Origin of the sequence: Paraburkholderia sp. (assembly GCF_035501035.1) — a bacterium.
GTDB lineage: Bacteria > Pseudomonadota > Gammaproteobacteria > Burkholderiales > Burkholderiaceae > Paraburkholderia.
Window position 1 is genome coordinate 1 of record NZ_DATJWR010000202.1, and the last position, 11,049, is coordinate 11,049.

General features: G+C 60.2%; 10 protein-coding genes. 1 reads left to right on the forward strand and 9 read right to left on the reverse strand.

Annotated features, from left to right (window positions below):
• Positions 1–462: 462 nt before the first annotated feature.
• The 6 genes from mctP to VMJ11_RS14325 form a co-directional block, all read right to left on the reverse strand.
• Positions 463–1,959, reverse strand: a complete 1,497-nt coding sequence (gene mctP, locus VMJ11_RS14300; RefSeq protein WP_325620048.1) for a monocarboxylate uptake permease MctP — start codon at positions 1,957–1,959, stop codon at positions 463–465.
• The gene (locus VMJ11_RS14305) at positions 1,956–2,168 is read right to left on the reverse strand and encodes a DUF3311 domain-containing protein (RefSeq protein ID WP_325620049.1); all 213 of its coding nucleotides are present in this window, start codon (positions 2,166–2,168) and stop codon (positions 1,956–1,958) included. The genes mctP and VMJ11_RS14305 overlap by 4 nt, the downstream gene beginning before the upstream one ends.
• An 822-nt stretch (positions 2,169–2,990) precedes the next feature.
• Positions 2,991–4,016 (reverse strand): AraC family transcriptional regulator, encoded by a 1,026-nt coding sequence (locus VMJ11_RS14310; RefSeq protein ID WP_325620050.1) that lies wholly within the window; start codon positions 4,014–4,016, stop codon positions 2,991–2,993.
• The gene (locus tag VMJ11_RS14315; RefSeq protein ID WP_325620051.1) at positions 4,000–4,521 is read right to left on the reverse strand and encodes a MarR family transcriptional regulator; all 522 of its coding nucleotides are present in this window, start codon (positions 4,519–4,521) and stop codon (positions 4,000–4,002) included. The genes VMJ11_RS14310 and VMJ11_RS14315 overlap by 17 nt, the downstream gene beginning before the upstream one ends.
• A 210-nt stretch (positions 4,522–4,731) precedes the next feature.
• Positions 4,732–5,124: a VOC family protein gene (locus VMJ11_RS14320; protein ID WP_325620052.1), complete on the reverse strand. Its 393-nt coding sequence runs from the start codon at positions 5,122–5,124 to the stop codon at positions 4,732–4,734.
• Positions 5,125–5,209: 85 nt separating this feature from the next.
• The gene (locus tag VMJ11_RS14325) at positions 5,210–5,647 is read right to left on the reverse strand and encodes an OsmC family protein (RefSeq protein ID WP_325620053.1); all 438 of its coding nucleotides are present in this window, start codon (positions 5,645–5,647) and stop codon (positions 5,210–5,212) included.
• Between the two features lie 677 nt (positions 5,648–6,324).
• Between VMJ11_RS14325 and VMJ11_RS14330 the strand changes: the two genes are divergently transcribed.
• Positions 6,325–7,392 (forward strand): AraC family transcriptional regulator, encoded by a 1,068-nt coding sequence (locus tag VMJ11_RS14330; RefSeq protein WP_325620054.1) that lies wholly within the window; start codon positions 6,325–6,327, stop codon positions 7,390–7,392.
• A gap of 173 nt (positions 7,393–7,565) precedes the next feature.
• Here VMJ11_RS14330 and VMJ11_RS14335 read toward each other — a convergent pair whose 3' ends face one another.
• The 3 genes from VMJ11_RS14335 to VMJ11_RS14345 all read right to left on the reverse strand — a co-directional run bounded on the left by VMJ11_RS14335 (position 7,566) and on the right by VMJ11_RS14345 (position 10,935).
• On the reverse strand, positions 7,566–8,405 hold the full coding sequence (locus VMJ11_RS14335) for an alpha/beta hydrolase (RefSeq protein WP_325620055.1): 840 nt from the start codon (positions 8,403–8,405) through the stop codon (positions 7,566–7,568).
• Positions 8,406–8,719: 314 nt separating this feature from the next.
• The gene (locus VMJ11_RS14340; protein ID WP_325620056.1) at positions 8,720–10,297 is read right to left on the reverse strand and encodes an aldehyde dehydrogenase (NADP(+)); all 1,578 of its coding nucleotides are present in this window, start codon (positions 10,295–10,297) and stop codon (positions 8,720–8,722) included.
• 14 nt (positions 10,298–10,311) lie between these two features.
• Positions 10,312–10,935, reverse strand: coding sequence for an isochorismatase family cysteine hydrolase (locus VMJ11_RS14345; protein ID WP_325620057.1), 624 nt, complete (start codon positions 10,933–10,935; stop codon positions 10,312–10,314).
• Positions 10,936–11,049 lie beyond the last annotated feature (114 nt).

Here is an 11,049-nt window from a genome sequence, read left to right on the forward strand (position 1 = left end):
AAGTCAATCAAGAACGGGTACCCGTACATGAAAAAGTCTGACCACACATCCAGACATAGATGATCGTCGCGGATGCAACTCGACGGCGGACTGCAGCATTTCGAATGACCGCGACGCCCTACGGCTCGGCGAGCGCTGTTAGTTACCGGGCCTCGGCGGCCGCAGCACGAATGGTACGAAGAGACACAGTGCTTCGATCCACTGGCGAACGGCGGCCCCGTGTCTTCGTCACTCCCCTGCCCTGGCGAAAACAGGTACCCGTTGGCATTTCAATGCGATGGCGCTCTGCAGATTTTTCCACATCGACGCCTGCCGAGTGCGGTCGACGAGGTTCCCGCGCGCGTCGGCGGGCTTTCCGTTGCAGGTCGCGCGAAGCAGATTTTCGACGTTTGCGCGGGTCGGGCTCACGGCTCATGGCTCATGGTGCAGGCGCCGTGAGCCGTGACGGCTGCGACGCGGCCCTCAGGCGGTCATTGTCCCCGTCGCAGCGCTCTGGCGAGCCGGCACCACGAGCGAAACCGAGAACGTGACGACGATGTTGGCGGCAAGCGCGATCAACCCGATGTAGAGCGGCCACGCGGAGTCGCCCACGTGCAGCGTGAACACGGGCTTGAGCCCCTGCGACGCCGCGAGACCGGTGCCGAGCACGACGCCGACCAGCCATCCTGCCAACACGCCGGCCGAACTGAGCCGGCGCGTGTACAGCGTAAAAACGATCGCCGGAAAGATCTGCAGGATCCACACGCCTCCGAGCAACTGCAGGTCGATCGCGAACTGCGTCGGCAGCGCGACGATGAAGATCAGCGCGCCGAACTTCACGACGAGTGACACAATCTTCGCCGTTGAGGCTTCGCCGGCCGGCGACATCGAAGGCGACACGAGCGGACGCCACAGGTTGCGCGTGAACAGGTTTGCGGCACCGATCGACATGATCGCGGCCGGCACCAGCGCGCTGATCGCGATCGCCGCGGCGGCGAAGCCGACGAACCAGGAGGGGAACAGCGACGTGAACAGTGCGGGCACGACATCGGTCGGCGACTTCACGTGAATGCCCGCGGCAATCGCCATGTAGCCGAGCAGCGCGATGAGGCCGAGCAACAGCGTGTAGGCGGGCAGGAAGATCGCGTTCTTCTTAACGGTCGTGGCGGACGCCGACGACAGTACGCCCGTCATCGTGTGCGGATACATGAATGCGGCGAGCGCCGAGCCGAGTGCGAGCGAGGCGTATGCGGTGAACTGCGACGGCTTGAGCAGGATGCCGGTCGCCCCGCCTTTCGCCTTGAAGTAGCTGTCCGCCGCATCGAACACATGACCATACCCGCCGAGCTTCATCGGGATCAGGCACACCGCCGCGATCACGACGATGTAGATCATGATGTCCTTGACGAACGCGATCATGGCCGGCGCGCGTAGGCCGCTCGTGTACGTATAGAGCGCGAGAATCAGGAAGGCGATAATGAGCGGCAGTTCGCCCGACACGCCAAGACCCTTGATCACGACCTGCATGCCAACCAGTTGCAGCGCGATGTACGGCATCGTTGCGACGATGCCAGTCAGCGCGACAGCAGCGGGCAGCCACTTGCCGCCGAACTCGCCGTGCACGTAGTCGGCCGCCGTGATATGCCCCTTCGCGTGAGCGACCTTCCACAGCTTCGGCATCACCGCAAATACGAACGGATAGACGATGATCGTGTACGGCAGCGCGAAGAAACCATAGGCGCCGACCGCGTAGACCAGCGCGGGCACGGCGATCACCGTATAGGCGGTATAGAAGTCGCCGCCGACGAGGAACCACGAGATCACAGTGCCGAACTGCCTGCCGCCGAGGCCCCATTCATGCAGCTGTGACAGGTCGCCAGCCTTCCAGCGCGCGGCGAAGAAGCCGATCACGGTGACAAGCGCGAAGAACGCAACGAAGACGGTCATCGCGACCGGGTTGACTGGATTCAGCTCGCTCATTTCGTGCTCCGGTAGACGAAGTACAGCAGCAGCGAGGTCAACGGGACCCACAGGAACTGGTACCAGTAGAAGAACGGGAAGCCGGCGAGCGAAGGATGGCTGTCGTTGTAGAACGGCAGCCACAGCAGCGCGGCGTAGGGAATCAGCAGAACAACCCCGAGCCAGTTGCGGCTGGCCCGGACGTCCTCGGTGACGGGGCGGTCGGTCATCGGTCTCTCCTCCAGATCTGTTACGGAAAGCGTGGAAGCACTGCGGCGCGGACATGCACGCAATGCGGTGCAAGCGAGGTGCGGAGACTCTCGCTTCCTTTATTAAGTTCTCAAGAAAGCAGTGCACCCTGTATTCGCGACGAAGGCAGGAATATCAACGCGACGACTCCAGCCAATCCTCCATTTCCACGCAGACAAAGTCGGATCAGACCAAAGATATGTGCAGAGAAACGAAACCCGAGTTTCTCTTCTTAAAAAACGAACACTACATGATGGTTTAAATGCAAGTTATTCTTCCCCATCAATTCACGAAAATAACCCAGACAAGATGGCTGGGTTTAAATGCATGAATAAAATATTAAATAATATTTATCTCATCCATCTTACATCATCTATATATGATTAGTTTATCTAATTTTTGAAAAAGATTTGGCTGAAAAATTTATCAATCGCGTCACGCCGATCTTAACGCCCCCTTTCTGAGAACTTTCAAAATTCAGTGGAATACGGTTCGGAAGCCAAAATGTGAAACGCTCGCATGTGACGCGCGCAAAAGTATCTGATTGCTCAGGTATCAGTTCATACAGCCCATATCGTGAGCAGCAACCAATCAGCGCATCACCTGGTACCTGCTCTTCCCGGCCCTGGCCTCGCCAGCTGGGCAGGCCTTTCTTTCCCGCTACGCTGCGCACCACGCAGCGCGAGGCCCTCGACTGACCATCCTTCACACTAAAGGCGCATGCCCCGCTGTGCACCCGTAAGGGTGATTCGGCACGCGAGCGCTTCGTCCCAGACCCGGGCCCACGACGGGTAGTCCCGCATTCACTCGCCTCCCCCCGCGATCGCGCTCGTCAGCTGCGTCTGCCGCGCCGCGTCGTCCGATAAATGCGGGGGCGCGCCCTTAAGCCCCTGCTGCCGCCAGTCGCCTGGCGTCACCCCCATCCGCTGCCTAAACACGCGCCGAAACGCAGATACCGACTGATACCCGACCAGATCGGCAACCGCTTCGGTGGACGATGTGGACTGTCGTAGTGCGTTCGCGGCGGCGCTCATTCGGATATCGGTCAGCAGATCCATCGCGGAGCGGCCGAGACTGGCCTGGAAATGCCGCATGAACGTGGCGCGCGACATGCTGCAAAGTCCGGCCAGTTCCGGAAGCGTCCACGCTCGAACTGGGTCGCTGAACATTGCAGCTGCCGCAGGCGCGAGCCTTCGGTGGGCGGCGAGCGCCAGCACCCCGGTATGTGCCTGACCGGACTCACCAGCCGCTCGCAGCGTCAACGCAAACAACGCGGACGAAAGTGCGTTCAGGATCGCGCCGCTGCCCACTTCGTTGTCCATAGCTTCGGCCCGCATCAGCGCGACGAGCCGGCTCAAACGTTCGGTCTGCGGAAGGCGCTGTGCAGCAATGCCAATATCTTCAGTACGTACCACGAGTTCCGACGGTAGATAGCTCCGGATTAACCGGCCATGAGGCGGCGCGACGAAAAATCGCCCGCATAGCATGTCCAGCACCTCGCCAGTGCCGCCATTTTCGCTAACAAGGAGACTGCCCGAAGGACGAACCTCGGACGGAACCGGTGCCGCGCCGCTACCGTCGTGCAACAGATGCGCTGATCCGTGCGGCAGTAACGCAATGTCCCCCGCCCGTAATTCATAGGTTGCCCCATTATCCGAATTCTCGAGCAAGACCCTGCCGGTCAATATGATGTGGTACGGTATTTCCTGAGTTCCGGCCTGGGCGTATTTTTTTCCCCACGGTGCTCCCAATGCGCACCGAATTTCCACTTTCCCGGTGACGGTCAAGAGCTCCATGAAACGAGTGAGCCAGTCAGTCTGGTAATCCATATCGGACATCCCCAATGGAAGCGGCAATACGATCGTTGAGCGCTCGTTCGCCGTTTTGGACTGACTTGATGAGATTGTCCCGCAGTGCCACGATCGCCCTCTGCACTTGAGCGAATTTGTCTGACGCCAAGCCAGTCGCCACAGAGATATCCGTAGTCAGGGCTCTTTCGCGCAGCTGTCGACCGTCTTTCGTGAGCCTGACCCGCACCTGACGCTCGTCTACGGGATCGCGCTGCCTTTCCAGATAACCCATTCCCTCAAGCTTCCTCAGGATCGGCGTGAGCGTGTTGGATTCGAGAAACAGCTTCTCGCCCAGACCGCCGACGGTCTGATTGTCTTCCTCCCAAAGCGCAATGATCGTGACGTATTGCGTATAGGTGAGCCCGAGCGCCTCGAGTATCGGCTTGTATGCCTTGCCGAATGCCAGGTTCGCGGAGTAGACCGCAAAGCACAGATAGTCGGCGAGCATTGGGTTTGCGGGTGCCAGTTGATCCGTGGATTTCATCTGTAGTGTCTTTCGCTGGAGCCTGATGTTTCACGAGACATACGAAGCGCGATATATCGCAATGTAATAAACGTCGGACCGCTGCCATATGGACTGCGCCGGTTGTCCATCTAACCGGCGCAGGCTATTTCGCATCATGGAGGTCTTGCGACGCCAGCCTGCCGCTATGGCCGCCGCGGGCTAAGAGCGCCTGTGGCGGCGTCCTTCGCTTCAGCCCGGCACGCGATACAGCGCACCGATCTTGTTGCCATCCGGATCGCGCAGATAGGCGAGATAGACGCTGCCAGACGGGGTGTTACGTACACCGGGCGGCGCTTCAATCGATGTGCCACCATTGGCGACCCCGGCCGCATGCCACCGGTCGACCTGCTCGCTCGACTCGCAGGCAAAGCCTATCGTTCCGCCATTGGCTGGGCCAGCCGGCTGACCGTTGATCGGCTGGGTAACCATGAAACGTGTCGCGTCGTCGCGATAGACATAGCGCCGCCGCTTGTCGTTGTCATCGCTCACACCTTCACCATAGCCGAGCGCGCCCAGCACGGCATCGTAGAAACGTTTTGCTTTTCCAAGGTCGTTGGTGCCGACCACTACGTGACTGAACATTGCTTCCATCCTGTTTAGCTAATAAACCACGGCCCATCCGATGCTGTGGCTGGCGCGCATGAAGAGACACGCGCGCCTTATCCGGTCACGCCGTAACGATGTTCGTGACGACCTCGATGTTGCCGTGCACAGCCTTCGAGTACGGGCAGTGCTGATGGGCCAGCTGCGCGAGTCCCTCGACGACCTCCGTTGCCAGACCCGGCACGCGGAGGGTGAACTGGGCAGCGAGGCAATAGCCGCCTCCGACCGACCCAATGCTTGTCTGGATGTCCACGGAATAGTCGGACGGCAGCGCAACCTTCTTCAGCGCGGCCACCTTCCCGAACACGGTGATGTAACAGCCCGCCCACGCGCCAGAGAACAACTGCTCGGCTCGCGGGTGCAGGTCGGTGGATACGAACTCGAGGGTTTCCACGCCGGGCGCCGACAGCTTGAGGTCGAGGGCACCGGGCTTGGCATTCGGGTCACGATTGACCGTGACGTGGGTGTTGCCTGAGGCGAGAACCTTTTCGATCTTTTCCATGATGGATTCCTTTGAGGTGTGGTCAGGAGCCGCCACTTTAAATTGAGGCGTTACGCTCGCCGAGTCGTGAATGGCTCAAAGGCGTGCTCGAAAGGATCAAGCAGCGAAAGGTGCCCTCAGCTAGCGACGCTCTACCAAAGCGCAGGCGCTGCCGTGGGCTCGCCGCTGTCGGTTGCCATGACTACCGGGCACCACTCCGCGGTCCGGTGAGAGGCGGAGAGGCGGTATTGTGAGCCGCCAACCTCCCGGAAAATGAGATGTCGCAAATCGTCGTACGAAAGCCGTCCGCCCGGACTGCGCGACGTGAACCGGATCGCGCGCCCTTTCTGGATGGAGTACTCAAATACCCAGTCCTATGCATGACGAGCAGCGTCAGAACGGCCCGGCCTGTGCCCATTCAATCCTGACAAACGCACAGTCGGTCTCCGCCCCTCCCGCCTCATTGTTTGGAATGCTAATGAAGCAGTTCAGAATTATTAACTGATGCGCGAAAAATGGTTGACGGCCCCGCGAAAACGCCCTGACCATGATCTCTCTGAGGCGACTGGCCTCGCGCCAGACAAGTTAGCTAGAGTACGGAAAGCGATTTGTGGCGCTGCGGAACGATCTTCTCAAGTCAGGTCGAAATAGCGAATGATCGATTAACGGTCATGTTATCAATATCAATGGGGGCCGATATGCCGATCAAGTATGCACACGGTGTCGTCGCGAAAACCAGAACGCAATCCCAGACCGACTGGCTAACCCGTTTCATGGAACTCGTGACCGTTACCGGGAAACTGGAAATTCGGTGCGCCTTGGGAACGCCGTGGGCAATCGAATATACCCATGCCCGTGCTCAGGAGATACCGTACCACGTCGTGCTGACCGGCAGAGCCTTACTCGAGAATTCGGAGGGTGGGGCAACCCTCGAATTACGGGCGGGTGACATCGTGCTACTGCCGCACGGTTCGGCGCACGTGTTGCACGACGGCAGCGGCACGGCACCGGTTCCAGCCAGGATTCGCGCTTCGGGCAGTTTCCTTGTCCGCGAAAATAGCGGCACCGGTGAAGTGCTGGACATGTTGTGCGGACGATTTGTCGTCGCGCCGCCCCATGACCGTCTAATCCGGACCTATCTGCCATCGGAACTCGTGGTACGCACCGAAGACATCGGCATCTCCGCACGGAGCCTCCCGCAGACCGAACGTCTGAGCCGGCTAGTCGCGCTGATGCGCGCTGAAGCGCTGGACAACGAGGTGGGCAGCGGTGCGATCCTGAGCGCGCTTTCGTCTGCGTTGTTTGCGTTGACGCTGCGCGCGGCCGATGAGGCCGGTCAGTCACACACCGGGGTGCTGGCGCTTGCCTCCCACCCAAGGCTTGCGCCTGCAGCCGCTGCATTGTTCAACGACCCAGCCCGAGCGTGGACGCTTCCGGAACTGGCTGAACTATGCAGCATGTCGCGCGCCACGTTCATGCGGCATTTCCAGGCCAGTCTCGGCCGCTCCCCGATGGATCTGCTGACCGATATCCGGATGAGCGCCGCCGCGAACGCGCTGCGACAATCCACATCGTCTACCGAGGCAATTGCCGATCTCGTCGGGTACCAGTCAGTGTCTGCGTTTCGACGCGTGTTTGCTCAGTGGATGGGCATGACGCCGGGAGACTGGCGGCAGCAGGCGCTTAAGGGCGCGGCCCCACATTTGCCGGACGACGCGGCGGATGCCGCTGATGCGGCTGACGAGCACGATCGCGCGAGCGAATGAGCGCGGAATTGCCTGTGGCGCGCCCGTGTCTGGGCAAAGCTCTCGGGTTCCGAATCGCCGTTGCCTTTGGTCCACACGGTTTGTGCTCGTTGGCACCGGCTTATCGATTTCCTGTCGCAACTCACGTGTGCGCGATACGAAAGCCCTTCTCTGCCGGCATTCAACACAGCCTGTCACGCGGCGTCCAAAAACAACCGCGCGTGACTGACAAACAGTTCCGGATACTGAAATTGTGAGCCGTGCCCGGAGTCCGGATACACGATGAGCTGCGCGTTCGGAATACCTTGGGACAGCGTGAACGAATTGATGGTGGGCACCATCACGTCGTTGCTGCCGTTCACCACTAGCGTTGGCTGCCGAATCGTCTTCAGGTAGGCATACCGTTCGCCACGCTCCTCGCGCCACGCGAGGAGCGCGGCCACCTGAGCCTGAGCGGTCTGAGGGGAAGAAGGTGGATCCTGGTCCTTGCGCTGGTGGCGACGCTCCCAGAACGCCCGCCCAGCAGCCTCGCCCGATGCCGAAGGTGAGAAGAACAGAAACAGGAAATCCTCCAAGTCAGGCGTCGGGTTGCCCGCCACCTTGAGCACCTTTGGATCCGTCCCCGGCTCGCCGTTACGTGGAGCGGTGCCCAAAAGCACGAGCTTTCTAACCAGATGCGGGTGGCGCAGCGTGAATTCCTGTGCAACATACCCGCCGATCGAAAAGCCAAGGGCATCTACCTGAGACAATCCCAGAGCTTTTACGAATACGGCAGCGTGATCCGCCATTTCTTCAATCGTATTTGGCGTTTCGCCGCTAGAGCTGGCCACGCCGGCGTTGTTGAACAGGATGACTGGCCGCCCTTTCGCAAGCCCGTCCGTTACGAGCGGATCCCAGTGGTCCATCCCGCCGCGGAAATGCTGCAGGAAGAGGAGAGGCGTGCCCGTTTCCGCGCCGAAGCGCCTGTAGGCGTAACGGATTCCATTGGCCTCGACGAAACGCGTGGGGGCCGTAACATGAGTGTCAGCAGTCATACTTTTTCCATGGGTTAGCTGTTGTGGTGTTGCGGCGGGAGTCCATCGCGGTTGACTACCGCAGGGTCCCTCGCCTGCACACCAGGTTTGCGCGGCGCGCTTGAGTTACGACGACGGAGATTTCACCGGGAGGGTGGCTCGCGAGACTTTCCAGTGTGAACGGATCCCGATGACAGCGACTGCTGCAAAGCAGATCACGACGGAACGCGAGAATGAGGCAGACACCTCTCTGAATTCCCCACCCATCCCGAGCAAGAGTCCTGCCGGAATACTGCTGCTAATCACGTTCACGTGACTGTCAAGGCGTCCGTCGATCACGCTTTGGATAACTCTCCATCGGTGAGACGCCAGAGGCCGAGCGGATTGTCATGCTGCAGCGCTTGCGGCAGCAGTTCGTTCGGAAAGCCCTGATAGCACACAGGTCGCAGGAAGCGCTCGATCGCACTCATGCCAACCGAGGTAAATCGGCTGTCCGACGTTGCGGGAAACGGGCCGCCGTGAATCGATGCATATGACACCTCTTGCGGATGTGCAAAAGCATTCACAACGATGCGCCCAGTGCGACGTTCGAGAATGGGTAGCAGGCGTGCAGCGAGTGCGTAATCGGCCGGATCGATCTGCATGGTTGCCGAGAGCTGGCCGCGAAACCGCCGCGCGATGGTGACGAGTTGCTCGACATCCTCGACCCGCACGAGCAGTGCGGCGGGGCCAAAAACCTCTTCCGACAATAAGGGATTGTCGAGCAAGCGTGCGCCGGCGATCTCGAAGAGAACCGATTGACCATCCCACGCACCTTGTGGTTCGCCGCCGACCGCAATTCGCTCCGCACCCGCTTTGCTCTGACGCTCCAGGTTCTTGCGATACGCCGAGTTGATGCCCGGCGTCAGCATCGTACGCGCCTGCATCGCGTCGACGCGCTGCATCATCGCTTTCTTTAGTTCAAGGTAGCCCGGGCCGCCGACGGCAAGCAGGATCGCGGGCTTCAGGCAAGCCTGACCGACGGTGACGAGCATGCGCTCGGTAAACCCATCGCCGATTTCGGCGCCACGCGCGGCGAGCGCAGCGGGCAGGACAAAAGTCGGATTGACGCTCGTCATTTCGGTAAAAACCGGTATCGGCTCCGGACGCTGCTGCGCGCGCCGGAACAACGCCATTCCGCCGCCCTCAGAACCCGTAAAGGTCACGCCCTTGATCAGCGGATGGTCGACCAACGCTTCACCAATCTCATTACCGGCACCGCGTACCAGTGAAAACACCCCTTCATGCAGGCCGGAATCCCTCACGGCCTGCTGGATCACACGCCCCATGAGTTCCGACGCGCCCGGGTGCCCGTTGTGCGCTTTCAGAATGACAGGGCAGCCGGCCGCTAGCGCCGACGCGGTGTCTCCGCCCGCGACCGAGTATGAAATCGGGAAATTGCTCGCACCAAAGATCGCGACCGGACCGAGTGCGATTTTCTGCAGCCGATGATCCATCCGCGCGCGCGGTTGACGAGCCGGCTGAGCGGGATCGATCGTTGCCTGGCGAAAGCGTCCCTGGCGAACGACGTTCGCGAACTGCCGGAACTGGATCGCCGATTTCGCAGCCTCGCCTTCGAGCTGAGCGACCGGCAAGCCGGTTTCGAGTGAGGCGCGCTGCGCCAGTTCCGGCGTGATGGCATCGAGACCATCCGCGATACGTTCGAGGAACGCAGCGCGTTCGGGCAGACTGGTACGGTTATAGCTATCGAACGCGTCGTCAGCTAGTTGGACTGCGCGATCGACCTCTTCGATTCCGCCGAATGCAAAGTGTGGTTCGATCTCGACATTCATCACTGGATTCAGCGCCTTCATGCTGCCGGCCGTCGCCGACACTTCCTGCGCACCAATTAGCAAATTGCCGGTGAGTTTCACGAGTGCTCCTTGCATCACGCGGGAAGTGCGGCAGCCAACTGTGCCGTCGTCAGGATTGCATGGGCGAAAGTCGGGCCGTTCAAATCGTGTGCTGCATACATCATTTCCCGGGTGAAAGCGGCCGTTGCATCCCTTACGAGCGTGACGTGATAGCCCAGTTCCATGGCGAATCGGCTCGTGGACTCGATACAGGTATTCGCCAGCAGTCCGACGACGATCACGTGCGTGATCCCTTGCTGTTTAAGCTGGAAGTCGAGGTCGGTATTCGCAAACCCGCTTTGACCCCAGTGCTCCTGAACGATGATGTCGCCTTCCTGCGGCACGAAGTCAGGATGCCATTCGCCGCCCCACGTACCCTTGGCGAAGGTCTGGCGCTTCTGCACGAGGCGTTGAGTCGGATTCGGGTGATCCCATTTTTCATAATCACCGGCTTGCCAGCGACGATGCGGGACATAGACGACCTGAATACCCGCTTTTCGCACAGCATTGACGGCGGCGCGGAGGTTGTCGAGCAGCCCGACCTCTGTGGCGACGTCACGGAGCATCGGAAACAGCTTGCCGCCGTCCGAAAGAAAGTCGTTGTACGGGTCGACCAGCAGCAGCCCCGTGCGCTGCACGTCGTAGACAAGATCAGACATTTCAGTACTCCACTCAGAAAGTGCGCGCGATCAGGTTCGCGTCGGGCAATCCGTACCGGACTGCTTTTGTTGGACGATTTGTGACGCCTCATGCGTCACATCGAGTGAGCCAAG

What these genes read in the sequence shown, in the direction of transcription:
- mctP (WP_325620048.1), bottom strand. Translation starts at nt 1,959, where the DNA reads ATGAGCGAGCTGAATCCAGTCAACCCGGTCGCGATGACCGTCTTCGTT.
- VMJ11_RS14305 (WP_325620049.1), bottom strand. Translation starts at nt 2,168, where the DNA reads ATGACCGACCGCCCCGTCACCGAGGACGTCCGGGCCAGCCGCAACTGG.
- VMJ11_RS14310 (WP_325620050.1), bottom strand. Translation starts at nt 4,016, where the DNA reads ATGGATTACCAGACTGACTGGCTCACTCGTTTCATGGAGCTCTTGACC.
- VMJ11_RS14315 (WP_325620051.1), bottom strand. Translation starts at nt 4,521, where the DNA reads ATGAAATCCACGGATCAACTGGCACCCGCAAACCCAATGCTCGCCGAC.
- VMJ11_RS14320 (WP_325620052.1), bottom strand. Translation starts at nt 5,124, where the DNA reads ATGTTCAGTCACGTAGTGGTCGGCACCAACGACCTTGGAAAAGCAAAA.
- VMJ11_RS14325 (WP_325620053.1), bottom strand. Translation starts at nt 5,647, where the DNA reads ATGGAAAAGATCGAAAAGGTTCTCGCCTCAGGCAACACCCACGTCACG.
- VMJ11_RS14330 (WP_325620054.1), top strand. Translation starts at nt 6,325, where the DNA reads ATGCCGATCAAGTATGCACACGGTGTCGTCGCGAAAACCAGAACGCAA.
- VMJ11_RS14335 (WP_325620055.1), bottom strand. Translation starts at nt 8,405, where the DNA reads ATGACTGCTGACACTCATGTTACGGCCCCCACGCGTTTCGTCGAGGCC.
- VMJ11_RS14345 (WP_325620057.1), bottom strand. Translation starts at nt 10,935, where the DNA reads ATGTCTGATCTTGTCTACGACGTGCAGCGCACGGGGCTGCTGCTGGTC.